43 protein-coding genes are annotated in these 20,854 nt (G+C 66.2%); 42 read left to right on the plus strand and 1 reads right to left on the minus strand.

Features of this window, described 5'->3' with window-relative positions:
• The first annotated feature begins 10 nt into the window (after positions 1–10).
• The 25 genes from GVY64_RS09240 (at position 11) to GVY64_RS37725 (ending at position 9,586) form a co-directional block, all read left to right on the plus strand.
• Complete coding sequence (locus tag GVY64_RS09240) at positions 11–298, plus strand: hypothetical protein (protein ID WP_159840177.1); 288 nt, start codon at positions 11–13, stop codon at positions 296–298.
• Positions 295–558, plus strand: coding sequence for a hypothetical protein (locus GVY64_RS09245; RefSeq protein WP_159840178.1), 264 nt, complete (start codon positions 295–297; stop codon positions 556–558). The genes GVY64_RS09240 and GVY64_RS09245 overlap by 4 nt, the downstream gene beginning before the upstream one ends.
• A complete protein-coding gene (locus GVY64_RS09250) occupies positions 555–935 on the plus strand; it encodes a hypothetical protein (protein WP_159840179.1) in 381 nt (126 codons plus the stop codon). Before GVY64_RS09245 ends, GVY64_RS09250 begins: the two co-directional genes overlap by 4 nt.
• Positions 932–1,291: a hypothetical protein gene (locus tag GVY64_RS09255; RefSeq protein WP_159840180.1), complete on the plus strand. Its 360-nt coding sequence runs from the start codon at positions 932–934 to the stop codon at positions 1,289–1,291. The genes GVY64_RS09250 and GVY64_RS09255 overlap by 4 nt, the downstream gene beginning before the upstream one ends.
• A gap of 127 nt (positions 1,292–1,418) precedes the next feature.
• The gene (locus GVY64_RS09260; RefSeq protein WP_159840181.1) at positions 1,419–1,817 is read left to right on the plus strand and encodes a hypothetical protein; all 399 of its coding nucleotides are present in this window, start codon (positions 1,419–1,421) and stop codon (positions 1,815–1,817) included.
• The gene (locus GVY64_RS09265; protein WP_159840182.1) at positions 1,814–2,368 is read left to right on the plus strand and encodes a hypothetical protein; all 555 of its coding nucleotides are present in this window, start codon (positions 1,814–1,816) and stop codon (positions 2,366–2,368) included. The genes GVY64_RS09260 and GVY64_RS09265 overlap by 4 nt, the downstream gene beginning before the upstream one ends.
• Complete coding sequence (locus tag GVY64_RS09270; protein ID WP_159840183.1) at positions 2,365–2,604, plus strand: hypothetical protein; 240 nt, start codon at positions 2,365–2,367, stop codon at positions 2,602–2,604. Before GVY64_RS09265 ends, GVY64_RS09270 begins: the two co-directional genes overlap by 4 nt.
• An 85-nt stretch (positions 2,605–2,689) precedes the next feature.
• Complete coding sequence (locus GVY64_RS09275; protein WP_159840184.1) at positions 2,690–3,184, plus strand: DUF7736 domain-containing protein; 495 nt, start codon at positions 2,690–2,692, stop codon at positions 3,182–3,184.
• Positions 3,181–3,432: a hypothetical protein gene (locus GVY64_RS09280; protein WP_159840185.1), complete on the plus strand. Its 252-nt coding sequence runs from the start codon at positions 3,181–3,183 to the stop codon at positions 3,430–3,432. Before GVY64_RS09275 ends, GVY64_RS09280 begins: the two co-directional genes overlap by 4 nt.
• A complete protein-coding gene (locus GVY64_RS09285) occupies positions 3,429–3,899 on the plus strand; it encodes a DUF6221 family protein (RefSeq protein ID WP_159840186.1) in 471 nt (156 codons plus the stop codon). The genes GVY64_RS09280 and GVY64_RS09285 overlap by 4 nt, the downstream gene beginning before the upstream one ends.
• Positions 3,896–4,177 carry a hypothetical protein gene (locus tag GVY64_RS09290; protein WP_159840187.1) on the plus strand — a complete coding sequence of 94 codons (282 nt, stop codon included), beginning with the start codon at positions 3,896–3,898 and terminating at the stop codon, positions 4,175–4,177. The genes GVY64_RS09285 and GVY64_RS09290 overlap by 4 nt, the downstream gene beginning before the upstream one ends.
• Positions 4,174–4,356 (plus strand): hypothetical protein, encoded by a 183-nt coding sequence (locus tag GVY64_RS09295; RefSeq protein ID WP_159840188.1) that lies wholly within the window; start codon positions 4,174–4,176, stop codon positions 4,354–4,356. The genes GVY64_RS09290 and GVY64_RS09295 overlap by 4 nt, the downstream gene beginning before the upstream one ends.
• A gap of 317 nt (positions 4,357–4,673) precedes the next feature.
• On the plus strand, positions 4,674–5,378 hold the full coding sequence (locus GVY64_RS09300) for a hypothetical protein (protein ID WP_159840189.1): 705 nt from the start codon (positions 4,674–4,676) through the stop codon (positions 5,376–5,378).
• Complete coding sequence (locus GVY64_RS09305; RefSeq protein WP_159840190.1) at positions 5,375–5,734, plus strand: hypothetical protein; 360 nt, start codon at positions 5,375–5,377, stop codon at positions 5,732–5,734. Before GVY64_RS09300 ends, GVY64_RS09305 begins: the two co-directional genes overlap by 4 nt.
• Before the next feature lie 99 nt (positions 5,735–5,833).
• On the plus strand, positions 5,834–6,079 hold the full coding sequence (locus tag GVY64_RS09310; protein WP_159840191.1) for a hypothetical protein: 246 nt from the start codon (positions 5,834–5,836) through the stop codon (positions 6,077–6,079).
• A 430-nt stretch (positions 6,080–6,509) separates the two neighbouring features.
• Positions 6,510–6,899 carry a hypothetical protein gene (locus tag GVY64_RS09315; RefSeq protein WP_159840192.1) on the plus strand — a complete coding sequence of 130 codons (390 nt, stop codon included), beginning with the start codon at positions 6,510–6,512 and terminating at the stop codon, positions 6,897–6,899.
• A complete protein-coding gene (locus tag GVY64_RS38680; protein ID WP_268895612.1) occupies positions 6,872–7,000 on the plus strand; it encodes a hypothetical protein in 129 nt (42 codons plus the stop codon). Before GVY64_RS09315 ends, GVY64_RS38680 begins: the two co-directional genes overlap by 28 nt.
• 86 nt (positions 7,001–7,086) lie before the next feature.
• The gene (locus GVY64_RS09320) at positions 7,087–7,326 is read left to right on the plus strand and encodes a hypothetical protein (RefSeq protein WP_159840193.1); all 240 of its coding nucleotides are present in this window, start codon (positions 7,087–7,089) and stop codon (positions 7,324–7,326) included.
• Complete coding sequence (locus tag GVY64_RS09325; protein ID WP_159840194.1) at positions 7,326–7,601, plus strand: hypothetical protein; 276 nt, start codon at positions 7,326–7,328, stop codon at positions 7,599–7,601. Before GVY64_RS09320 ends, GVY64_RS09325 begins: the two co-directional genes overlap by 1 nt.
• A 60-nt stretch (positions 7,602–7,661) precedes the next feature.
• Entirely contained in the window at positions 7,662–7,865 is a 204-nt protein-coding gene (locus GVY64_RS09330) for a hypothetical protein (protein WP_159840195.1), read from the plus strand.
• The gene (locus tag GVY64_RS09335) at positions 7,862–8,446 is read left to right on the plus strand and encodes a hypothetical protein (RefSeq protein ID WP_159840196.1); all 585 of its coding nucleotides are present in this window, start codon (positions 7,862–7,864) and stop codon (positions 8,444–8,446) included. The genes GVY64_RS09330 and GVY64_RS09335 overlap by 4 nt, the downstream gene beginning before the upstream one ends.
• Positions 8,412–8,627, plus strand: a complete 216-nt coding sequence (locus tag GVY64_RS09340; protein ID WP_159840197.1) for a hypothetical protein — start codon at positions 8,412–8,414, stop codon at positions 8,625–8,627. The genes GVY64_RS09335 and GVY64_RS09340 overlap by 35 nt, the downstream gene beginning before the upstream one ends.
• On the plus strand, positions 8,627–8,818 hold the full coding sequence (locus tag GVY64_RS09345; RefSeq protein WP_159840198.1) for a hypothetical protein: 192 nt from the start codon (positions 8,627–8,629) through the stop codon (positions 8,816–8,818). Before GVY64_RS09340 ends, GVY64_RS09345 begins: the two co-directional genes overlap by 1 nt.
• Complete coding sequence (locus GVY64_RS09350; RefSeq protein WP_159840199.1) at positions 8,815–8,991, plus strand: hypothetical protein; 177 nt, start codon at positions 8,815–8,817, stop codon at positions 8,989–8,991. Before GVY64_RS09345 ends, GVY64_RS09350 begins: the two co-directional genes overlap by 4 nt.
• 256 nt (positions 8,992–9,247) lie before the next feature.
• Entirely contained in the window at positions 9,248–9,586 is a 339-nt protein-coding gene (locus GVY64_RS37725) for an HNH endonuclease (RefSeq protein ID WP_236566720.1), read from the plus strand.
• A gap of 557 nt (positions 9,587–10,143) precedes the next feature.
• On the opposite strand, the gene GVY64_RS09355 is transcribed toward GVY64_RS37725, so the two are convergent.
• Positions 10,144–10,431 carry a hypothetical protein gene (locus GVY64_RS09355; protein ID WP_159840200.1) on the minus strand — a complete coding sequence of 96 codons (288 nt, stop codon included), beginning with the start codon at positions 10,429–10,431 and terminating at the stop codon, positions 10,144–10,146.
• 175 nt (positions 10,432–10,606) lie between these two features.
• On the opposite strand from GVY64_RS09355, the gene GVY64_RS09360 reads away from it, so the two are divergent.
• From GVY64_RS09360 to GVY64_RS09440, 17 genes are all read left to right on the plus strand, one after another.
• Positions 10,607–11,077 carry a hypothetical protein gene (locus GVY64_RS09360; protein ID WP_236566721.1) on the plus strand — a complete coding sequence of 157 codons (471 nt, stop codon included), beginning with the start codon at positions 10,607–10,609 and terminating at the stop codon, positions 11,075–11,077.
• Entirely contained in the window at positions 11,064–12,134 is a 1,071-nt protein-coding gene (locus GVY64_RS09365) for a terminase (RefSeq protein WP_159840202.1), read from the plus strand. The genes GVY64_RS09360 and GVY64_RS09365 overlap by 14 nt, the downstream gene beginning before the upstream one ends.
• Entirely contained in the window at positions 12,112–12,717 is a 606-nt protein-coding gene (locus GVY64_RS09370) for a terminase (RefSeq protein ID WP_159840203.1), read from the plus strand. Before GVY64_RS09365 ends, GVY64_RS09370 begins: the two co-directional genes overlap by 23 nt.
• Before the next feature lie 52 nt (positions 12,718–12,769).
• Positions 12,770–14,158 carry a phage portal protein gene (locus GVY64_RS09375; RefSeq protein WP_236566722.1) on the plus strand — a complete coding sequence of 463 codons (1,389 nt, stop codon included), beginning with the start codon at positions 12,770–12,772 and terminating at the stop codon, positions 14,156–14,158.
• On the plus strand, positions 14,124–15,104 hold the full coding sequence (locus GVY64_RS09380) for a VG15 protein (RefSeq protein ID WP_159840205.1): 981 nt from the start codon (positions 14,124–14,126) through the stop codon (positions 15,102–15,104). The genes GVY64_RS09375 and GVY64_RS09380 overlap by 35 nt, the downstream gene beginning before the upstream one ends.
• A 63-nt stretch (positions 15,105–15,167) precedes the next feature.
• The gene (locus tag GVY64_RS09385) at positions 15,168–15,710 is read left to right on the plus strand and encodes a hypothetical protein (RefSeq protein ID WP_159840206.1); all 543 of its coding nucleotides are present in this window, start codon (positions 15,168–15,170) and stop codon (positions 15,708–15,710) included.
• A gap of 22 nt (positions 15,711–15,732) precedes the next feature.
• Positions 15,733–16,101, plus strand: a complete 369-nt coding sequence (locus tag GVY64_RS09390) for a head decoration protein (protein WP_159840207.1) — start codon at positions 15,733–15,735, stop codon at positions 16,099–16,101.
• A 15-nt stretch (positions 16,102–16,116) separates the two neighbouring features.
• A complete protein-coding gene (locus GVY64_RS09395; RefSeq protein ID WP_159840208.1) occupies positions 16,117–17,142 on the plus strand; it encodes a major capsid protein in 1,026 nt (341 codons plus the stop codon).
• Complete coding sequence (locus GVY64_RS09400; RefSeq protein WP_159840209.1) at positions 17,142–17,444, plus strand: hypothetical protein; 303 nt, start codon at positions 17,142–17,144, stop codon at positions 17,442–17,444. Before GVY64_RS09395 ends, GVY64_RS09400 begins: the two co-directional genes overlap by 1 nt.
• Positions 17,425–17,811 (plus strand): hypothetical protein, encoded by a 387-nt coding sequence (locus GVY64_RS09405; RefSeq protein ID WP_159840210.1) that lies wholly within the window; start codon positions 17,425–17,427, stop codon positions 17,809–17,811. Before GVY64_RS09400 ends, GVY64_RS09405 begins: the two co-directional genes overlap by 20 nt.
• A complete protein-coding gene (locus GVY64_RS09410; RefSeq protein WP_159840211.1) occupies positions 17,808–18,203 on the plus strand; it encodes a hypothetical protein in 396 nt (131 codons plus the stop codon). The genes GVY64_RS09405 and GVY64_RS09410 overlap by 4 nt, the downstream gene beginning before the upstream one ends.
• Positions 18,200–18,376: a hypothetical protein gene (locus GVY64_RS09415; RefSeq protein WP_159840212.1), complete on the plus strand. Its 177-nt coding sequence runs from the start codon at positions 18,200–18,202 to the stop codon at positions 18,374–18,376. The genes GVY64_RS09410 and GVY64_RS09415 overlap by 4 nt, the downstream gene beginning before the upstream one ends.
• Positions 18,366–18,713, plus strand: a complete 348-nt coding sequence (locus GVY64_RS09420) for an HK97 gp10 family phage protein (RefSeq protein WP_159840213.1) — start codon at positions 18,366–18,368, stop codon at positions 18,711–18,713. The genes GVY64_RS09415 and GVY64_RS09420 overlap by 11 nt, the downstream gene beginning before the upstream one ends.
• Positions 18,710–19,159: a hypothetical protein gene (locus tag GVY64_RS09425; protein WP_159840214.1), complete on the plus strand. Its 450-nt coding sequence runs from the start codon at positions 18,710–18,712 to the stop codon at positions 19,157–19,159. The genes GVY64_RS09420 and GVY64_RS09425 overlap by 4 nt, the downstream gene beginning before the upstream one ends.
• A gap of 40 nt (positions 19,160–19,199) precedes the next feature.
• Entirely contained in the window at positions 19,200–20,015 is an 816-nt protein-coding gene (locus GVY64_RS09430) for a hypothetical protein (protein ID WP_201297959.1), read from the plus strand.
• Complete coding sequence (locus GVY64_RS09435; protein WP_159840215.1) at positions 20,015–20,461, plus strand: hypothetical protein; 447 nt, start codon at positions 20,015–20,017, stop codon at positions 20,459–20,461. The genes GVY64_RS09430 and GVY64_RS09435 overlap by 1 nt, the downstream gene beginning before the upstream one ends.
• Before the next feature lie 23 nt (positions 20,462–20,484).
• Positions 20,485–20,850, plus strand: coding sequence for a hypothetical protein (locus GVY64_RS09440; RefSeq protein ID WP_159840216.1), 366 nt, complete (start codon positions 20,485–20,487; stop codon positions 20,848–20,850).
• Positions 20,851–20,854: the final 4 nt, after the last annotated feature.

A 20,854-nucleotide genomic window follows, 5' to 3' on the forward strand; every position in this document is an offset into this window, starting at 1 on the left:
GTACCGCACCATGGACCGCGGGTTCGCCGTCGACCACTTCGGGTTCCCCGCCCTCCCACGCCGCGGAGAACGTCACACCGCCCCCGACGGCAGCGTGTGGGAGTTCGACCTCACCGGCACCGACTGGTGGGAGCTGGCCGAGTACTCGTCTGCCGAGTGGCTTCTGGATCGCTTGTCGCACGCCTTGAAGCGGGCCGGGGATGCCGAGTCCACGTTTCAGTTCAACCTCCGCTACTGGCGGCCCGTCGCCGAGCGGCTCCTCGAAGAGTTCGACATCACCGAAAGGCCCAGCGAATGAGCGCAACCAGCAAGCCTTCCTGGGCTTGGTCGTCTGTCGATGATCCGGACCCGCACTACCCGAAATGCGACCGGTGCGAAGCGTTCGCCCGATGGGCGGTAGCCCGCGCCGAAGGAACTTTCGACATACGCGGCGACCTTGAGTTCATCACCCGATGGTTCGCCTGCGGCACACACCTCAACCGAATCCTCACCGACGAAGAGTGGCAGCTCGACGTGGTGCACGTGTACGACCTGACCAAACCACCGGAGCGGGCATGACCGACAACAGATCGAATGACCGCGAGACCCTCCGGCTAATCGACCGTGCCCTGTGGGTCGACCACGGTGACGGCAACCTCGACGCCCTCACCTTCGAACTGCCGATCTGGGCGGACGAGTGGGCGGAACGCATCGTGGCAGCCGTCAACGGGCGCCCGGTGATCACCACCGACGAGGAGCTGGACGAACTACCGGACGGCACGGTGATCCTGGACGCCAACGAGGAATTCCACCGCCTGAACCCCTACGGCTTGAGCGAATCTCGGACCTGGTTCCCGGCGTGGCTGACCGGTAACGCGTACGCGACCGACTTCGGGCAGGACCCGGAACTGCCAGCCGTCGTCCTGTGGGAGCCCGAGCAGGAGGCCGGCGAATGAGCACCCGAGACCAGCTCGCCCGCGTCATCTCCGATCATCAGCTCACCGGCCGCATCAGCATCGGCTGCAGGGGCTGCCCCGGGTTGGAGTTCATGCACGAGGGTGACCACGCCGAGCATGTGGCGGACATGATCACCGAACAGTTCCTGGTCGTCCCCCAGAGCGACGTGATCGGCCTGGAGTACGGGTATCGACGCGGAGATAGCGCCCCGGTCCTGCCTGCGTGGGACGCCGACGGAGCAGTGCGAAAGGCGGTCGCCGAGGTCCGGAACGGCTACCGCAATGCGGCGGCGCTGGAGCGAACCACGTTGTCGTGGTCGGTTATCCCAATCCCCGAGGGCGGAGAGACCCGATGACCAACGATGAGACCTGTCCGGTCTGTGGACATTCTTGGGATGAGCACGACGGGATGGGCGATTGCCACCACCTGGACGCCCGGACCTTGACCGGTCTGTGTCGTTGCAGCGATCGGCGGGTGCAGCCGTGACTGAACCGAACTTCGAGCTGTCCTTCCTCGAGACCTCCGCACGTGAGGCGGACGCGGAGGGCCGAACCCTGGTCATCGACCCGGGGTATGTGTTCGAGGCGCTGGAGAAGCTCGCCGAAGCACGGAAGGCGATCGACGAGATGCAGACCGCGCACGAATCCCAGCTGACCCGCATGGCCAAGGAGCGGGCGCGACTCCAGCGGAAGGTAGACCGGTTGGAGGCTGCGCAGCGTCCCCCACTCGGGTACGTCGTCGTCTCCCGCAACCCCGACACCGGGCAGATGCAAACCCATGGTCGCGTCCACGAGAAGCGTGAGGACGCCGAGGGGTGGCTGCAATGGGTGGAGCAGTACGCCGTAGCTCGCTGGCGCGGCGAGGTCAGGGAGGTGCGGTGACCCAGTTCGGTTCCGTCGTCGGCTTGGATCTGTCGCTCACCTCCACCGGCATCGCCGTGTACCCCGAAAGCAGGCCCGCCCCCTGGGTCGGCACCATCGGATCGGTCGGCAAGAAGGGCGACCCCTGGGCAGCGCGTTACCGCCGTCTCGGCGACCTGGCCGGGCGCATCATCACCGCCGTGCCCGAGGGCGCGCTCGTCGTGATGGAGGCACCGTCGTACGGGTCGGCCACCGGCTCCCAGCACGATCGTTCTGGGCTGTGGTGGATGGTGTTCGATCTGCTCGCCGGAACCACACGGACGGTGCTCCCGGTTGAGCCGACTGTCCGCGCGAAATACGCCACGGGCAAGGGCAACGCGAGCAAGGACGCCGTGTTGGCCGCCGCGGTGCGCCGCTACCCGAACATCGCGATCGACGGCAACGACACGGCCGACGCGGTGGTGCTGATGGCAATCGGCTGCCGCCTGTTGGGTGAGCCGATCGACGACCCCATGCCCGCGGTGAACCTGGCCGCGCTGGCGAAACTCCCGAGCCTCGAGGAGGCGGCGTGACCGTCTTTGACCGCATCCGTGCCCGCATCAAAGCCGACGAGGAGATCGACGACCAGCTCCCGTGTGATGAGACTCTGGAGGGTGCCCGCGCGGAGATCGTCGGGGAGATCCTGAAGATCGCCGAACACTGGCGGGACAAGGCCGAGGATTGGGGGCCGGAGGAGTCGTTCACGGCGTTGCGGGACATCGTGTGTCAGCAGATCCTGGAGTTGCTGGATGGAGAGCTGTGGACGTGAAATGTGCTCTCACCTGGTAAAATTGAGCGTGGCCGGGGGCTTCCAGACACCCCGGCCACTGACCGAATCGCGAGAGGATTCGACCATGACCAATGCTACCGAGACCCGGAGCTTCCATATCGGGGACATCCTGAGTGTGACCTCAGGGAAGCTCGTCTCGCCCCGCCACGTCGACGGCATCTACGACCTGCTCGGCTGGATGACCGGCGAGAAGCCCATGACCCACCAGCTTCCCCGTCTGTCCCGTGAATGCGCGCCGTCCCTGTGTGAGCAGTTCCCCGACCTCGCCGCCCTGGAGGTGCCGAAAGGGTTGAACTCGGAGGAAAAGGTGCTGTTCTGGCTCGGCGCACAGGAACCGGAATACGGCACCCGCCGAGAGGTCGCGCCACTGCGCCCGGGGGAGCACACCTCCATCGACCCGATCACGGAGATGCGGATGAACCACCCGCACGTGCAGATCCTCCCCGCCGTGTCCCTGGACGGGATGTCGGACATCAGGGAGGCTGCCGCCCGGACGGCCGAGGCGTTGAAGCGAGTGATTGAGTCCGCGCGGGACGACGAGGAAGGATCTCAGGCATGACGTACAAGGCGACATGCCCGGTGTGTGGCCTGCACTCGTCGAATCTCTTCTACACGGGCGTGTGCACGAACCGGTGCGGTGTCCCGCCCGAGCCCAAGACGGTCCGCCTGGAGATCGCCATCGGCGGCGAGCTTGTGGAGGCTGGTATGCCGCCGCTGATCTCCGCGATGAAGGAAATCGCTACCGCTGCCATCGGTGCCGGCATGTCTGCATCCCTCCTGGTTGATGACGAGGAGGTTCGATCGTGACCGCCGACCCCCTGTCCCGTCTCCGGGCTGGACTCGCCGAGGACGAGCGGATAGCGCGAGCGGCGTGCGACTCGGCCCGGGCTGACACCGACGGTGACGCTGGAGAGTGGTTTGTCGACGGGGAAGACGTCGGCAGCGCTGGAGTGACGTGCGGTTTCCCGCAACGCTCCATCTACGACACGGGTACCGGCCTGCATGGGATCGTTTGCTACAACGAGGGCTATCCGCATGTGGAGCAGGCGCGCCACATCGCCCGCCAAGACCCGAAGGCCACACTGGACCGGGTGGAGGCGATACGGAAGGTGATCGCCGACTACGAGCGCAGGCTGCCGTCCTCCGATGATCCCGCATTGGAGGACGCGGAGTACCGCGCATCATGGATGGGGTATCGGGTCGCTGGCGAACTGTTCCTGCGTGCCCTGGCCTCCATCTACCCCGAGCCCACCGACGAGACGGAGAACCCGTGAGCGCACTGGAGAAGATCACACGGGCCGAGCTGTGGCGCGCATGGGACCCGGATGATGAGTGGCGGCAGGTCGGGGAATGGGAGAGCCAGCCGCCGCTGAGCGAACTGCGCGAGGGCCTGGCCGTGACGGTGGACTACCCCACTGGTCGCCGGATCTCGTTCCGGGTCGTCGGCGGCGCGATGGAGCAGGAATGGGAACACCCCGCCCCCCTGGGGTCCAAGTCGATCATCGAGGCCCTGTCGCGCATCGCCGCCGAGGACGGAGGATCAACCCCATGACCCCACCACGCGAAGGCGACACCTTCACCCACAACGGCGAAACCTACGTCTGGGGCCGTCCTGTGGGCCCTGCCGACTTCGGTATGGTCCCGACCCCACCGCCCGGCCTGGCCGAGTCGTGGGGGACCGCAGAGGCGGCGTGGGACGTCTCTCTCGGCGACTCGAGTTCGTCCCCCTGATCCGCTACTCTTCTCCGTGGAGACAACCAGTCCGCATCGCTGCCGCACTGGCAAGGCCACCTCGAAACCGGGGTGGCCTTGGTCATTTCCGGGGGCTCGAGTTTGTCGGCGGCCACGGCTATCGTGGGAGACGCATTGTCCAGATGCATCGCGACCCCAGCTGGCGCACCCCCTAAGCCCACCTTTCCCGAGGTGGCTTAGTTGCGTTCAGGGGCGAGCTACATCACCCCTGACCGGGCGGTTCGGCGACTCGAGTTCGACAGCGAAGATCGATAGAATGGCAACCGGTACGCAACCCCTTGCTGTGGAGGTCTTGCATGTCGGAGCTGGAGCACGAATGCCGCCAAGGCCGGCGATGCAAAGCGCGCGTGCGGGACAGCGAAGGGCAATTCCGCGGCAACGGAGTAGAGCGACCGGACGCGCTCTGTCGGCCGTGCGAAGAATCCGCGTTCGAAGCCATCAGATGTCTGGACGACGACTACGGGGAGTTGGCGGCCGCGCGCGGCGAGCAGAACTCGACGGTGTCTGGCCCGAAGGTATCTGGCAGTTCGGAACTCCCCGTGCCAATCTCCCTCGCTGTGGACACGCTGATGACCGAGATCAGCGAAGAAGCGGCACGCTGGGCCCGGCGCCTTCCAGGCGACGACCCCTACCAGGTTGCTGACTGCCTCACGAAGATCTGCGCGAACCTCGGCACGATCGTCGATATGCCGCCTCGGCAGTTCACGATCTGGTCACCGCATCCGGACGGCGGCGACGGAATGACGACCACCGTCTTCGACGGAGTGGACGGGGTTCTGCGACTATCCAGACTCCACTACCGCGCCCAACAGGTGCTCGGCATCGTCGAGACCACAACATTCCTCCCGGACCCATGCCCGCACTGCGCCCGCAAGGCCCTCGCCGCCTCGAAGGATCAAGAGCGGGTCACCTGCAAGGGTTGCCGGATCGTATGGGACAAGAGCCATTTCGCGTTGCTGAGCAACGTGCTCGACTTCGAACGGAAGGTCGCGAAGGTATGAAGAACGACCTATGGCCTTTCCCTGCCGACACCGCGCTCGAGCGTGCCCGCCGGATCGCGCACTCCTACCGTCACGCCCTAATGTCCGTAGCCCCCGAGCTGTGCCGCCAGTTGGACGACAAGGCCGTCGAACTGGGGCAGGGCTGGGTACGACCGTTCGAAACCGACCTGGTCGACCTGGACGAGGCGCTTACCGCGGAGGCGATCGGCGAGATCCTGTCGGTGTCAGCACGTACCGTACGGCTGTGGGGATACCGCGGCCACATCGAACGACTCGGCGAGGAAGGACGGCCGCTGTACCGGTTCTCGGACGTGCTGGATTACCTCGCACGGACACGCCAGAAGCGCTCCGCGTGACTTGGCGAGGTCTCGTGATACCTTGATGGCACGCGCAGCATGCGCATTTCCCGGATGGATGTTCCGGAACTCCCGAAATTCGATCCGTTTGGAGTTCCCATGCAGAACATCACCATCGGCCGCTACAAGCCCGGCCAGTGCACCGCGACCCGCATCCACCACGACGACGACGGCAACGAAGTCTCCCGCGAGGAATTCGACCCGCATGCAGGTTGGATCGAGGGCATCCGCGACGACGGCACCAGCTGGATCATGTTCATGGACGCCAACGGATCACCGCAGTGCTTCTGGCCGCAGCGCGAGCCGGACGGCGCGGTTGTCGGCGACGCCATCGAACTGACGTAGCCCCCCATTCCCCGCAGCGCGCACGCCCGATCGACCCGCGGGGCGGCAGCACCCAGAACCCACAGCCTGAGAGCTGCCGCGCGCTGCGGCCCCTTCTCTGCGAAGTATTCGGCATTTCCGAACAGTTCGCCGGGTGACCTGCGGATTCCTTTTTCATCGGTAACCGACAAGGAGCCTCCTGTGGACCTGTACGCCGTTATCGACGCGATCCTCGCTCCACTGGCCGAGGACATCCGGCGGGCCTACGAGCACTTCGCCCGGCAGCGCTGATGGCCGACGCCGAACAACCGTGGTTGGGTTCCTGACACGAAAGGTGGGTCCTGATGCTCGATCTGACCGTGTTGTCCGCCCTGGTTCGCCTGTTCTGCCATCCCGCTCCCGCGAAGACGTTGGAGCTTGCGTACACGGCACCGATCGCGGTGTGGCCGCTGTGAGCGACTGGGACGACGAGGACGACCTCAAGCCCGGCTTCTGGGACCGCCTGTCCTCGCTGAGACGCCGGACCAAGCGCCGCGCAGGCCGCGCACTCAGGGCGATACGGCTGTCCCGCTGGGCCGACGCCCTGGACCCGCCCCTGACGCCGTGGTGGTTCCGCCGCCCTCTGGGCTACCCCGAGGCATTCGCGGACCCCGACGAGCCCGCAGAGGACTACACAGGGCTCTACGACCACTTCGAGGACGTCCTGATCTCCCAGATGCGTTTCGTGGACAACATGAAGCGCGACAAGCTCACCCGCGAGGTGTTCACCAACCCTGACCCGGATATGGCGGGCCGGTGCGTGGAGGAGCTTCGTTGGATGAACGCCGAGGGGCGTCGGTGAAGTACTGGCTGGCCCGCTATCTCCGCCGCTGGGCCGACCACCTCGTCCCTCCCGCACCGCCTATCGCGCACATGGAGGCGGTGAAGGTGCCCAACAGCTAAGCCCTCGTGTTCTACGACCGAATGACTGGGGAGATGTTCGGGTGTTGTGGGCATACCGCTCCGAAGCCACGAGAAGAGGCCAACTGATGCCGGAACTGCCCAAGCTCGTCACGCTCGACCTGGCGAAGAAGAAGCTGTTCATCGATGGTGTCGAGTTCCCGTGGCACATCAGCGAAGAGGGCCCGACGCTGCACACCCGCACCGGCCAGCATGATCTCCGCAGGGTCACCCTGACCTTCTACGCGGAGGACGCCGAGGTGATCCCCGCTAACTCCCAGGGGAGTGCGGAGAAACCGCAGGTGGCACTCCTGAAGGAGAGCAACTGATGGACTTCTCTATCGTGCTCAGCCTGAGCGCCCTCGCGGTGGCGACAGCCTCTTTGTGGTACATCCGCCACCTGGTACGCGAGTCTGCGGCTATCGCGAAAGAGGCGTCTGGATACGCCGATCGCGCGGAGGCGGCGGCGGACCGGGCCGCGAAGGCTCGGGACCTCTCGATGACCTACGTCGTCAACAATCACGCCATGAGCCCCGCAGAGGCCGCGGCAGCCGTCCAGCGCGAGGCACGGCGCGGGAGCCTCCGCGGCGGGTTCGGTCGTTGATCCTCGACGCCTGGGACGCCCTCGTCCTGCGCTTCACCCGCTTCCTGATCCGCAAGTTCGGTGTCGACCTCTACCGCTCGTAAGTGGCTGGACTACCGCCACCTGGCCCTGGGTTGGCTGTGGATCGTCCTGGCCGTCCCGTCGGTGTTGTGGTGGAAGGACTCCATCATCTGGGTAATCCTGCTCAGCCTGTACGCCAATGCTGAAAGTAGCTTCGCCGCGCACCAGGCGAAGTCCAACCGCACTCAGGAGACAAAGGGTTGACGATCATCGCGGCTATCGCCATAAACGATGGCGTACTCATGGCTTGTGACACCCGAGCCGACTACAACGGCACCGCCATCTACAAGGCGGAGGGCAAGATCGGCACCCTCACCACCCCACGCGGCGAGAAGGTTCTGATCGCCGCCTCGGGTAACTCGGCGATCTTGCCGACGCTCCTGCGGCACCTGAAGATCGGGGACACTCCCAACCCGGAGAGCGTGGTCGGTGCTGACGAGTGGGCCAATGCCGTCGCTGAAGCCGCCACAGGCGTCCTCGCAGACGCTAACCCACCCCTACTGAACACTGCGGACTCCGACAACGCAGCAGCGTTCGACGGGACGGCGCTCCTGGCGTGGCGGCAGCACCTGTGGATCTTACACACCCACGGCGTGATCCGACCCGCCGATGATGTCGCCGTGATCGGATGCGGTTCCGAGATCGGTCTGGGCAGCCTGCATACCTCTCGACAGCTCGGCCTGGACCCGCGGGCCGGTCTGGAGCTGGCCGTGCGTCTGGCCGCCACCTACAACTCGGGATGCGGTGTGGATGGCCGAGGCCCGCTCGTGCACACCACCCTCTGACCGGACTTCTTCCATCACCGGCTCGATCCGGCGCAACAAAATCTACGGCCGCATGCCCGGCCTGACAGGAGAAATGACCATGGCCGCCCTGCTGCCCCTGCTCTGGACCATCATCAGCTACAACGACTTCATGCTGCCCCGCCTCCTGTGGGGTGTGGTGAGCAGCGGCTCGGCGAGCTGATGCGCCAGATCACCCCCGCCGATCTCGGCCTCACCGAGGAGCCGAAGCCGGTGGACCTCCACACCTACCTCGATGACCGCCTGCGCATCATCAACGAACTCACCGAGCTGGCCGGCAAGTTCCACGACCGCGGCGACTTCCAGTGCAGCGCTGAGATGATGGCCATCCTCGACAGCCGCCTCGATCTGTGAGCGATCCGATGCGAACGCTGGCCGACTGGACCGCCGCCTTCCATGCGAACGTCGTCGAGCCAGCCCCAATGATCGTCCCGACGTGGATGTGGGATGGCCTCGAGCGGCAGGGCGACGCTCTGTTCTTCCGCCTGCGTGACAGCGGGAAGATCGTTCGGAACCAGTCGCGATGATGACAGCGGAGCAGTTTACGGCGTGGAGCATGTGCCCCTCCTGCAAGCTGGTCGACTGTCACAGCCTTCGCCAGCCACGGTCATATGATCCGCATGATCCGTTGCAGGTCGCGTTCGACAAGATCGTGATGATGCAGTGGATTAACGGCTTCGGCCTGGAACACATGTCGCCATCGCAAGAGCAGGCGTACGAGGTGATCCGCACCTGTCGGTGTGGGCACGAGTGGGGCCAAGAGCCGATTCGGGGCGAATAGTCGTGGCAAGAGCCAGGCTTCGGATCTGCTCCGCCCCCGGATGTCCCAACGCTCAACCCGAGAGCCGATGCCCTGAGCATAGGGCAGAGCGTGACCGCCACTACCGCAAGACCACGCCCACCAAGGCCACACGAGACCACGCCGAGCGACAGCGTCGAGCCGAAGTCGTAGCCGACCATCGAGCAGCCCACGGTAATTGGTGCCCAGGCTGGCGTAGACCGGCTCACCCATCCGATGACCTCACCGCGGACCACACGCGCGCTGTAGCAGACGGTGGACGCCCGGACGGCCCATTGCAGGTGCTGTGCCGAGCATGCAACTCGGCCAAGGGTGCGAGCTAGACCGACTCGGCAGCCAATGGGTGCACTTTCAGGTGGCAGTGCAACAGTGCCTTCGCCTCATCTGGAGTGCACACGATGTACGTGAAATCGCCGTGTGTCCACGTGAGAGTTACCGACCATTCGCAGTCGACATGAGGGCACGCCTCTTTTGACAATGTTGGGTTGCATGTACTCAAGGCTACGGCTGTGAGTGATGACGACCAACGCTCACTGTTTGGTCAGGGCTTGACACGCGACGAGCTACCGCACTCACGATGTGGCGAGCATCCAGCAAACATCAGACAGGGATGCTGATCGGTAACTGAGTTTGTGAGTGTTGTTCATCAACGCTCACACTCGGCCCGCCCCCAGGGGGGTGACCCCTCGCCGGGCGGGCCGCGCCACCTTCGGGGAGGGCGCTACCCCCCGCGGAGGGTCCAGATATCCGGACCGGCGGTCCAGATGGGCCGGAGAGTGAGCGTTCGTCATCAACACTCACTAATCTGGACAGCACGTCCAGTAACCGTGCGGTAGCGGAATGGTAACCAGCTACCAGACCGGTTGCGCGGCAAACGATCTCACTCCTCGTCGCGGTTGCCGACCCGCTTACGGGGTGTCATCGCGGCCCACATGATGAACGTGCACACCACGATCACCACGCCGAGTATGGCCAGGTAGAAGCCCCTCGGCGAGGGGTCGCCGTCGCGGCAGCGAACGCCGTCCGGCCGGCCGAAGTACGCGGTGTGTGGTGTGCAGATCTGCTCGACGGTGCTGAAGTCGACGATGGCGACGACGATCCCGACCACCAGGGCCAAGGCTCCGATGATGGTCCCGATCCGGCAGGCCATCAGCTGGCTTCGTGTCATGTGCTCTCCCCATTCGGTTGCGAGTGGTCATTGTCCCGGTCCGGCGCGATGCCGGGGCGGGTTTCCGTCCAAGGCGGCGCGATGCTGCCAGGAGGTGATCGTGATGCGTGGTGGTGCACGGAATCGTTCCGGGCCGCCGGTGGATCCGAAGTCCGGTCGCTCGGATCGTCGTGGGTTGGCGTTCGTTGTGTTACCGGCTGAGGGCTACGCCGGCGAAGTGCCGGAGTTCCCGCTGCTGCCGCGGCGGGTGATGCGCTGGGAGCACGGCGAGAAGGGCGCCCGCTGGCAGGTTCTCGACGAGGAGTCCACCGAGGCCGTGCGTGAGCGCGAAGCCGAGCTGTGGGAGTGGGCGTGGGCTACCCCGCAGGCGGCCGCGTGGGCGAAGGAGCCGTGGCGGTGGCAGGCAGTGGCGCACTGGGTGCGCACGAGCGTGATCTGCGAATCGGATGAAGCGTCTGCGGCCGACCGCGGGTCACTGCACCGGTTCGCCGACCAGATCGGCCTGACTCCGGCGGGTTTGCGGGAGAACGGCTGGTCGATCGCCGCTGATGAGGTGGCGACGGCCCGCGAGGAGAAGAAGGCGAAGGCGCCGAGCTCGACACCGCCGGCGCGGCGGCTGAGGGCGGTGCCTGGTGGCGCCGACTGAGGGTTTCGTTGTCGATTTCCCGACCCTCGGCGACATCGGCGAGGCGTGGGTACGGCAGCATTGCCGGATCCCGGACGGTTTCCGCCGCGGAGGCGAGTTCGTCTGGTCGGATTGGCAGTTCTGGTGCGCGGCGAACTATTACCGGATCCGTCCGGGCGTTCAGTGGGTCGCTGACGATGAGCCGCTGCTGAATCAGGCGTTCACCTACCGCCGCGCGCAGATCGTCGCTCCGCAGAAGACGGGCAAGGGTCCGTGGGCCGCTTCAGTGACCTGCATTCAGGCCGTGGGCCCCGCAGAATTCCTCGGCTGGGCGAAAGAGGGCGACGGGTGGGCGTGCTCGGACTGGGGTTGCGGCTGCGGATGGGAGTACGAGTACTTTCCGGGTGAGCCGATGGCGATGCGCCATCCCTCGCCGGTGATCCAGCTGACCGCGACGAATGAGGACCAGGTAGGCAACGTCTACCGACCCCTCACCGCGATGATCAAGCTCGGTCCGCTGTCGGATGTGATGGCAGTGCGTGAGGGCTTTATCCGCATCCTGGGCTCGGTCGGCGACGAGGACTTAGACCGCATCGACGCGGTGACCTCGAGCGCGACCGGACGCGTCGGCAACCCGGTGTCGTGGGTGCTGCACGACGAGACCGGCCTGTACACGAAGACGAACAAAATGGTGGGGATCGCCGAGACGCAGCGCCGCGGCGCGGCAGGCATGAACGGCCGCACGTTGGAGACCACGAACGCGTGGGATCCGGCGGAGAACTCCACGGCTCAACGGACGTACGAGTCGCAGGCGCCGGACATCTGGAAGTTCTTCCGGATGCCTCCCGCTGGCCTGTCGTGGGGCAACAAGAGGGACCGCCGCAAGATCCTCCGCTACGTCTACGACGGCTCCCCGTGGGTGAACCTGGACTCCATCGAGGCCGAGGCGTTGGAGCTGAACGAGACCGATCCCGCGCAGGCGGAGAGGTTCTTCGGCAACCGACTCGTCTCCAGGGCGGGTACGTGGCTGCCGGATGGGCTGTGGGACAGCTGCTATGCCGAAGCTCTGGCTTCCTAACCCGCCGAGCGGCACAGCGATCTGTGTCGGCTTCGACGGTAGTGAAAACAATGATTTCACGGCGCTGCGCTGCGAAACCCGTGACGGATTCCAGTTCACGCCCCGCTATGGACCGGACCGTCGCCCGACGATCTGGAATCCGGCCGAGTGGAACGGCCGTATTCCCCGCGCAGAGGTGCACACCGCGGTCGATGAGGTGTTCAACACCTGGGACGTCGCCCGGTTGTACGCGGACCCGCAGGATTGGCGCTCGGAGATCGGCGATTGGGCACTGAAGTACGGCGAGGAGCACGTTTTCGAGTGGGCGACCAACCGGATCAGCCAGATGTACTCGGCGATCCGACGGTTCGAGACCGATCTGAAGACCAAACGCATCTCCCACGACGGGTGCCCGATCACCGAGACGCACATGGCGAACTGCCGCAAGGTGCCGAAGCCGGGCGACAAGTACGTGCTCGGCAAACCTACTGACCATCAGAAGATCGACGGTTCGATCGCGTCGATCCTTGTCCACGAAGCCGCCGAGGACGCCCGGGAAGCCGGGTGGGAAGAAGTCGACGGCCGAATGTTCTGCTTCAGCTGAGGAGGTGAGCGTGGTCGTACTGCGCACGAAGCTCACCGACGACGAGCAGAACATGGTCAACAAGCTGAGCGGCCAGTTGGGCAACCTGTCCCGGCAGGACAAGCTCCACAACGCCTACTACGAAGGCGCTCAACGTTTGAAGCACATCGGTCTCGCTGTCCCGGAGGAGTTTCGGATCTTCGAGCTGGTCGCGAACTGGCCGCGCATGTATGTGGACGAGGTCGCGCGCCGGCAGAAGGTGAAGGGCATCTACCGGCCGGGTCAGGGTAAGGCGGATCCGGACCTGCAGGAGGCGTTCACCGCGAACAACCTCGACGCTGAGATCCCCATCCTGGCCAAGGAAAACATGATCTTCGGCCGGATGTTCGCCACAGTGGGCACGAACGAAGACGACAAAGACCATCCGCTGATCACCATGGAATCGCCACGGCAGATGGCTTGCCTGGTGAACCAGCGCCGCCGCCGCATGGACGCGGCGATGCGGAAATTCCAGGAGCAGGACGGTACGCAGGTAGCGACCCTGTTCCTCCCGGACAAGACGATCCAGCTGGTGCAGTCGAGCGACGGCTGGGACATCGACATCGTCGGCGACGACACAGGCGTCGACCCGCACAACCTGGGCAAAGTGCCGGTGGTGCTGTTCCTGAACCGCAGACGGCTGGGGAAGTGGCACGGAACCACGGAGATGGCCGACGTCATCCCCCTGACCGACGCCTGCGCGCGCGCATTGACGGATCTGCAGTACGGCGTCGAGACGGTGGCTATTCAGAAGCGGTTCGCGATAGGCGTTTCCAGGGGAGATTTCGTCGACAAGGACGGCAACCCGCTGCCGGCGTGGCAGTCCTACTTCAATGCCCTGTGGGCGACGCAGAAGTCCCCGAAGGACGTCTCGATCGGTCAACTTCCGGCCGCGGACCTGTCGAATTTCCACAACACGGTGAAGCTGTACGCCGAACTCGCCAGCTCGGTGACCGGATTGCCGTTCCGCTACTTCGGCGCCAACACTGCCAACCCGGCGGCCGAAGGTGCGATCCGTGCGGATGAGTCCCGGATCATCTCCAACGCCGAGGAGAAGAACGCGCATTTGGGCGTTGGGTTGGGCTGGACGCTGGCGCTGTACGAGCGGCTCCGCACCGGTGAATGGCCGGAGGCGGGTGAGCCGTTTGCGGTGGATTGGCGCAACCCGGCCACGCCGACGAAGGCGGAAGAAGCTGACGCGATCCAGAAGCTGAACGGCGGCACGCCGGTGTTGTCGCGTGAGGGCTCCTGGGACGAAATGGGCTGGAACGAGGCCCGGAAGATCCGGGAGCGCGCCTACTTCGACGACGAGGCCCGCGATCCCGCGCTGGAGCAGTTCCAACGCGACCTCAACCAGCAGGGCAACCAGAATCCCGTGACGGTCCCGGATGCCGACGCAGACCCCGCCGCAAGCGGCGATTGATTTCGACGCCGAGCAGCGTCGGATCATCGTTCAGACGATCGAAGAGGTAGCCAGGCAGTGGGGCACCCTGCCGCCGGGTGACTTCGATGCCTGGTTCGGGCGCAACGCCGACCGACTTGTGCGGGCGGTGACCGCCGCGCAGCGCGCTGCGGTCTCCGGAGCCGACCAGTATGTGTCCGACGTCCTGGAGGAGCAAGGGACACCAGCGCGGAGGCTCGCGACTCCGAATCCGGAGCGACTGGTGGGTGTCGCCTCCGACGGCCGGACGATCGACGGCCTACTACAGCAGGCGATCGTGGGCGCGCACCAGCGCGTCGCCGCGGGCGAGCCGCCGTACAGGGCATGGCAGGCCGCCGGGCTGGACGCGCGGCTGTACATCCAGACCCAGGTCGCTGATGCCGGTAGGGCGGCGACAGGAGTCGGGATCACGTCCCGGCTGGGTGTCGGGTACACGCGGATGCTGGTCCCGCCCTCCTGTTCGCGCTGCGTTGTCCTGGCCGGGCGGTATTACCACTGGTCGGCGGGGTTCCGTAGACATCCGGGCTGCAACTGCAAGCACATTCCCTGCCGCGAAGACCATTCCGGGGACGTTCGGACCGAACCGCGGGCGTACTTCAACAGCCTCACCCCGATCGAGCAGGCGCGCACCTTCGGCGCGGCCGGCGCGCGGGCGATCCGCGACGGCGCCGACATCAGCCAGGTCGTGAACGCCCGTAGGGGTCTGGAGATCGTCGGCGGGCGCGCGGTTCGGCAAGAGGTATACGGCCGGAGTCTTCTCACTACCCGCGAGGGCGTCACCCGCCGCGGTGTCGCAGGCCGAACGATCCGAGCTCGAGGCCGAAACGCTCGCACCACGCCCCGCTTGATGCCCGAAGCGATCTACGAGATCGCCGAAAGCCGCGAAGCAGCGATCGAGCTGCTGCGCCAAAACGGCTACGTCCTGTAGCCCCACAAACTTCCGTCCGGCGCGAGGCCGGCCGGTATTTCCCCCGCGATGGAGGACCCAGTAATGACGGCACCTGCTACCGGAGCGCCCGCGCCCGCGGAATCCGGCACGACAGAGCCCACCGCGCCGCAGGCGCCTACACCGGCAGCAGAGCCCGCGACGGGCCCGGCCGACGGTGAACTCGGCGACGCCGGAAAGGCCGCGCTCCAGCGAGAGCGCGACGCCCGCAAGGCCGCCGAGAAAGCACAGAAGGCCCTCGAAGCTCGCGTCAAAGAGTTCGAGGACGCGCAGAAGACCGAGGCGCAGAAGACCGCCGAGCGCATTCAGAAACTCGAGCAGGACGCCGCGAAGGCGCTCCGCTACGAGGCTGCCGAGAAGGCCGAGTTGCCGCTGTCTCTGGCTGCTCGCCTGAAGGGCGACACGCTCGACGATCTGATCGCCGACGCCGCAGAGCTGAAGCAACTTCTCGGCGCTACCGCGCCCGCTGCTCCGGCTGCGCCCACAACGCCCAAGCCGGATCCCCGGCAGGGCGGTGGCCAGGCGGATGTCGGCGGAACGATGGCCGCCGGTGCGGCGGCGTACGAGGCGCGCAAGAACCGCAAATGACCCCCAGTAAAGGAGGGGAGTAATGGACCTGAATCTCAAGACCGAAACGTTCGGCCAGGACGATCAGTCGTGGCTGGCGTCGGCCGAGGGTACCGATCGTGCCCGCACGATCACCCTCGACCTGTCCACCTTCGTCGCCGGTGACTACTCCGACGGCTACCTGAAGTCCGGATGGACCCTGCGTCTGCTCGGCACCGGCAAGTACGGCAAGCGCAGCAACGGCGACACCGAAGGCATCGCCGGCCATCTGCTGACCGCGGTGCGTGTCCCTGCGGGCGCGACCAAGGTCGCCGGTGCCCTGTTGTGGCACGGCGCCGTCTACGCCGCGAAGGTTCCCAACCCGCCCAACGCTGCAGGCCAGGCAACGGCCGTGGCCGTCAGCTACTTCTGAGAGGAGGCGTAACCAATGGCACTCGTCATCAACTCTGATTACGTCACCCCCGCCGAGCTGACAGGCTACGTGCGTACGGCACTGGCGGATCAGCCGATCAACGACCTGTCGCTGATCGACAACTTGCTGCCGGACACGATGGTCGACGACGTCGAGTTCCGGGCGAACATCACCCAGCAGGGCCTGCGGCGCGCCGGTCGGTTCCGCAGCTGGGACACTGAGGCCCCCATCACCGGCCGTAAGGGCGTGACCCGGATCTCCGGTGAGTTGCCCCCGCTGTCGGAGAAGCGGCGCCTCGGTGAATACGACCGGCTGCGGTTGCGCAAGGCCGACACCCAGATCCGCGACCTCATCTTCAACGATGGCGTGGAACTGGCGCAGGCGCTGCGGACCCGCATTATCATGGCCAAGGCCGACGCCCTGGTGAACGGCAAGGTCACCCTCGCCGAGAACGGCCTGGACCTCGTCGCGGACTTCCAGCGGCTGGCCGGCCACACCGTGACCGCGTCGACCCTGTGGAACGTCACCGGCGCTGGCGCGGCGGACCCGATCTCCGACCAGGAGTCGTGGTTCTCCACCTTCCGGGTGACGAACTCCGGCAACCCGGTTCGGGCGATCACCTCCCAGCGGGTGATGTCGACGCTGATGCGTAACGACAAGATCCGCGCCTACGCGCTGCCCCCGGGATCGACGCAGGGCATCGTCACCCGCGAGCAGGTCAACGCGCTGTTCACCAGCTTCGGTCACCCCGCGTTCGAGATCTTCGACGCGCAGGTGGAGGACGCCAACGGCAACGCCACACGCCTGATCCCGGACGACCGGATCCTGTACGTCGGTTCGTCGAAGATCGGTGAGACCCTGTGGGGCACCACCGCGGAGGCGATCGAGCCGGAGTACGGTATCGACGCCAACCAGGCACCGGGCATCGTGGTCGGCTCCTACATCGACAACGACCCGGTGGCGCGCTGGACCAAGGCGAGCGGTATCGGCCTGCCGATGTTGCTGAACGCCAACGCCACGTTCATCGCGAAGGTCCTGTGATGAAGAAGCTCAACACGTTCGTGCACGTCCACAACGACGACGGCACCTCGCACGTGTTCGGCCCGAACGACACGGTCCCGGGTTGGGCGGTCAAGAAGATCACCAACCCGGGCGTATGGGCCGACGAGCCCGACGCGGAGCCTGAGCTCGAGGGCGAACCGTCGGAGTCGTGGACGGTCGCGCAGCTGCAGGCGTTCGCGAAGTCCAACGACATCGACCTCGGCGACGCGACGAAGAAGGCCGACATCCTCGCCGCGATCCAACTTGCCACCGAACAGGGCAATGGCGACACCCCTGCTTGAGCCGGCCGACGTCCAGGCGATCTCCGGCGAGACGTACGAGGGAGCCGAAGTCACTCAGGTGAATCGGTTGATCACGCTCGTCTCAGCGAAGCTGCGCAACCGTGTCTCCGGGCTCGATGAGCGGATCGCCGCCGGCACCCTCGATCCTGATCTGGTCAAGGGTGTCGGTGCGGTGATCGTCATTCGCTCCTTGGACACGCTGCGCCGCGGGCTCGGCGTGAAACGCGTCGAATACCCGGAGTGGTCCACCGAATACGCGTCCGCGAGCGATTCCGGGCGCCTGGTGTACATCACCGACGAGGACATCGCGGACCTGATCGACACCGCTGACACCGGTGACGCGTTCACCATCCGGGTTGGGCCGTGAGACTGCCCGAGCGTTGGACTCTGCTGCGTCCGGGGCCGGTCACCCAGGACCCGGTGACCGGTAACCGGATCCCCGGCACCCCAACCGAGATTCCGTGGTTCGGGCTGCTTCAGCAGCGGATCATCACCGACCCGACGGTGGACGAGTTCGAAGACGGGCATGTGGGTCAGCGATTGACCCTACTGCTCGAGCCCGGCCTGCCGGGCGGGACTACGCGCCGGGACGTGTGGCGGTTCGACGGTCCCGCCTCGGTGTCGGATCTGGTGGCCGTCAACGACACCGTCACCGTGCAGGGCACACCGCGGACCCGCCGGCCCGCGATCGGGTCTCGCCGCCCTGCCTACATCGCCGCCATCGTGCGGCACTCCAGCGACATGAGGGAGCCATCATGATCAAGTCCTGGACCGACTCGCACGGCGTGAAGAACTACGCCGACGAGCACTCCAAGGCATACCGCGACCGCGACGAGGCGAAGCCCGCCGAGCGCAGCGAGCCCGAGGAGGCGAAGCCCGAAGAGGCCAAGCCGAAGGCCCGCACCGTCACGTTGAAGACGGATGCCCAGTAGCAACTTCGTCGGAGGCGGCCGGGCCCGGCTGGAGATCTTCGAGGCGCAGACCTACCGGGAAGCCCGACGCGGGTCGACACCGGACCGCATCACCATGGCGCACCAGGCTGCCGCGAAGGCACGCCAGATCGCGCCGGTGGTGTCCGGCGCCTACCGCGACGGCGTGGATGTCGAGGTGGACGGCGACAAGGTGTTCCTCGTCGACAACGACCCGGACGCCTTCTACAAGGAGTTCGGCACCGTCGACACGCCCGCGCACGCCATCCTCACCGATGCCGCGCGGACGCTGGCCCGCTACAACGACCGCGGCGCGTTCCGCCGCAACACCGGGCTATGACGACCGCCCCGCTGCCGTTCATGCCCGGCGCGATCCGCGTGTTCCTGATCGCGCAACCGTCGTTCACCGAACTTCTTCCCGCTGAATCGTTGACGACACGCGATGTGCCGGATTCGATTGGCGGGCCGTTCGCGACGATCCGGGCACCCGGGAATGTGGGCGTGGACCCGCTGCTGCGGTCGCCGATGATCCAACTCGACGCGTGGGTGCCGAAGATCGAGATCCTCGGCGGCCTCACCGACCCCGAAGAACTCGCCTGGGATATCGCCGCGATGGCGGGCCAGTTGCTCGGCAGAGCCAGAGCGCAGGAGTTCCGAGGATCCACCTGGAAAGCGCGCTGGACCGATGGCCCGATCACCAGCGTGGACAAGACCCGCGGCGCAGACCAACCGCTGTTCCGCGCAACGGTGCGCTTCGAGGTCCACGTGCGCGCCCCCCGTACCTGAACTCTCGCTCTCTTGAGCACATCCCAGTAATGGAGGAAACGTGAGCACTCACGCCGATCCTGACAAGGCCTACGTGTGGCTGGACGGTGACGCCTACCGCGCACCGGCCGGCACCGGCATCCCCACCGACCCGTTCGCCACCGCCCCGGTCACCGGTTCGGTGAACTGGGATGCGTTCGGCGGTATCGAGGCCGGTTTCGAGCTGACCCCGACTCGGGACGTCACCCCGAAGCGGGTGTGGAACCGGCGCCTCGCCCCGTACAAGGTGATCAAGTCGCCGTCGGAGGAGCGAGTCAAGCTGCGGGCGGTGGACTTCTCGGTCGCGACCGCGCTGACCACCCTGCAGGGCGGCTCGATCTCCGAACTCTCCCCGGGGGTGTTCCGGTGGAACGCCGGCGACGATGAGGACTTCGCTGTTCTGCTGGCCTTGCGTGACGAGGCCGCGAACCAGGTGTTCTGGTCGCCGCGGGTCACCCTGACCACCCCGCCGCCGCGGACCTTCGGCCAGGAAGAGCTGGACGGGTTCGAGTTCGAGCTGCTCGCGTTGGAGCCGTTCGTTCCGCTGACCTCGTTCAACCCGCTGCAGGTCGCCTACACCGTGACCGTCCCGGCGGGCACCACGGCCGGTACGTTCCCGCTGACGTTCAACGGCCAGACCGCGAGCGGCATCGCCTACAACGCGGCCACCAGCGCCGTGCAGTCGGCACTGGCCGCGCTGTCCACCATCGGCAGCGGCAACGTCACCGTGACCGGCACGCCGGGCAACTACAACATCACCATCACGGTGCCCGGAACCCTGTCGTCCACGGGCGCGTCGCTCACCCCCGCCGGTGAAGTGACGGTGAGCGCCGCCTGATGGCAGCTACCGCACCGAGGAAGGCAGCCGCGCGGCGTACCGCGCCCGCGGCTGCCCGCCGCCCGAAGCTGGCGGCCGTACCCGCACCAGAGCCGGTGGACATCCTCGCCGAGTTCGGCACCCAGGAGAAACCGCCGGTGCCGATCAAGGTCGGCAAGGTCGAATGCGATGTGCTGCGCGGGTTCTCCGGCGATCAGGCGGTGGAGTTCCACCGCCTGGTCGGGGAGACGAAGTTCGAGGACCTGCTGAACCTCATCACCACCAACGGCTCGGCGCTGTGGCAGGTGATCGGTGAGATGACGCCGGACTTCGCGTCGCGGGTGCTCAACAAGCTCATCAACCTGAGCGAGCTGTACGAGGGAAACCTGCTCGCGCCCTCGCCGGGCTTCGGGATGAATCCCGCTGGGGCGCAACCTTCGCAAGAGTCCACCGCCACCACGGAGTAAACCTCCGGGTTGCGCTCGCGACCATGCCATACACGGACGTCGCGGCTCTGATCGAGGACGCCGAAGCCCGCGACCAGCAAGCGGCGAGGGACTCCGAAAACCTCGCCATGCTGGTCGACCGCGTGGACTTCGAAGTCGGATTCGAGTACGTCTCCGGCGTCACCGACCCCGACGACCCCGAGATCGCGCGGGAGCGGGCGCTGCGCAAGAAGCACGGCATCAAACCGCCCTCGATGCCGATCTACGCGCCGGTGGCGCAACGCGCCCCGGAGATCACCGCGGAACTCGTCGAACGGTACCGGGCCGCGCAGAAGCCCTACCAGATCCCGGAACCCAAGCAATCGAAGCTCGACCTGCTGAACAGGTCACGCGCAGAAGCGGGGAGGTGAGCCC

This window comes from Nocardia sp. CY41 (genome assembly GCF_009829325.1).
In the GTDB taxonomy this organism is placed as follows: Bacteria; Actinomycetota; Actinomycetes; order Mycobacteriales; family Mycobacteriaceae; genus Nocardia.

Coding starts and splice junctions, on each gene's coding strand:
- GVY64_RS09370 (WP_159840203.1), top strand. CDS start 12,112: ATGCCGAAGCTCTGGCTTCCTAACCCGCCGAGCGGCACAGCGATCTGT.
- GVY64_RS09390 (WP_159840207.1), top strand. CDS start 15,733: ATGGACCTGAATCTCAAGACCGAAACGTTCGGCCAGGACGATCAGTCG.
- GVY64_RS09345 (WP_159840198.1), top strand. CDS start 8,627: ATGCGCCAGATCACCCCCGCCGATCTCGGCCTCACCGAGGAGCCGAAG.
- GVY64_RS09355 (WP_159840200.1), bottom strand. CDS start 10,431: ATGACACGAAGCCAGCTGATGGCCTGCCGGATCGGGACCATCATCGGA.
- GVY64_RS09275 (WP_159840184.1), top strand. CDS start 2,690: ATGACCAATGCTACCGAGACCCGGAGCTTCCATATCGGGGACATCCTG.
- GVY64_RS09310 (WP_159840191.1), top strand. CDS start 5,834: ATGCAGAACATCACCATCGGCCGCTACAAGCCCGGCCAGTGCACCGCG.
- GVY64_RS09405 (WP_159840210.1), top strand. CDS start 17,425: ATGGCGACACCCCTGCTTGAGCCGGCCGACGTCCAGGCGATCTCCGGC.
- GVY64_RS09280 (WP_159840185.1), top strand. CDS start 3,181: ATGACGTACAAGGCGACATGCCCGGTGTGTGGCCTGCACTCGTCGAAT.
- GVY64_RS09380 (WP_159840205.1), top strand. CDS start 14,124: ATGCCGACGCAGACCCCGCCGCAAGCGGCGATTGATTTCGACGCCGAG.
- GVY64_RS09255 (WP_159840180.1), top strand. CDS start 932: ATGAGCACCCGAGACCAGCTCGCCCGCGTCATCTCCGATCATCAGCTC.
- GVY64_RS09340 (WP_159840197.1), top strand. CDS start 8,412: ATGGCCGAGGCCCGCTCGTGCACACCACCCTCTGACCGGACTTCTTCC.
- GVY64_RS09245 (WP_159840178.1), top strand. CDS start 295: ATGAGCGCAACCAGCAAGCCTTCCTGGGCTTGGTCGTCTGTCGATGAT.
- GVY64_RS09420 (WP_159840213.1), top strand. CDS start 18,366: ATGCCCAGTAGCAACTTCGTCGGAGGCGGCCGGGCCCGGCTGGAGATC.
- GVY64_RS09240 (WP_159840177.1), top strand. CDS start 11: ATGGACCGCGGGTTCGCCGTCGACCACTTCGGGTTCCCCGCCCTCCCA.
- GVY64_RS09415 (WP_159840212.1), top strand. CDS start 18,200: ATGATCAAGTCCTGGACCGACTCGCACGGCGTGAAGAACTACGCCGAC.
- GVY64_RS09295 (WP_159840188.1), top strand. CDS start 4,174: ATGACCCCACCACGCGAAGGCGACACCTTCACCCACAACGGCGAAACC.
- GVY64_RS09440 (WP_159840216.1), top strand. CDS start 20,485: ATGCCATACACGGACGTCGCGGCTCTGATCGAGGACGCCGAAGCCCGC.
- GVY64_RS09300 (WP_159840189.1), top strand. CDS start 4,674: ATGTCGGAGCTGGAGCACGAATGCCGCCAAGGCCGGCGATGCAAAGCG.
- GVY64_RS09375 (WP_236566722.1), top strand. CDS start 12,770: ATGGTCAACAAGCTGAGCGGCCAGTTGGGCAACCTGTCCCGGCAGGAC.
- GVY64_RS09305 (WP_159840190.1), top strand. CDS start 5,375: ATGAAGAACGACCTATGGCCTTTCCCTGCCGACACCGCGCTCGAGCGT.
- GVY64_RS09385 (WP_159840206.1), top strand. CDS start 15,168: ATGACGGCACCTGCTACCGGAGCGCCCGCGCCCGCGGAATCCGGCACG.
- GVY64_RS09325 (WP_159840194.1), top strand. CDS start 7,326: ATGGACTTCTCTATCGTGCTCAGCCTGAGCGCCCTCGCGGTGGCGACA.
- GVY64_RS09250 (WP_159840179.1), top strand. CDS start 555: ATGACCGACAACAGATCGAATGACCGCGAGACCCTCCGGCTAATCGAC.
- GVY64_RS09400 (WP_159840209.1), top strand. CDS start 17,142: ATGAAGAAGCTCAACACGTTCGTGCACGTCCACAACGACGACGGCACC.
- GVY64_RS09320 (WP_159840193.1), top strand. CDS start 7,087: ATGCCGGAACTGCCCAAGCTCGTCACGCTCGACCTGGCGAAGAAGAAG.
- GVY64_RS09435 (WP_159840215.1), top strand. CDS start 20,015: ATGGCAGCTACCGCACCGAGGAAGGCAGCCGCGCGGCGTACCGCGCCC.
- GVY64_RS09425 (WP_159840214.1), top strand. CDS start 18,710: ATGACGACCGCCCCGCTGCCGTTCATGCCCGGCGCGATCCGCGTGTTC.
- GVY64_RS09395 (WP_159840208.1), top strand. CDS start 16,117: ATGGCACTCGTCATCAACTCTGATTACGTCACCCCCGCCGAGCTGACA.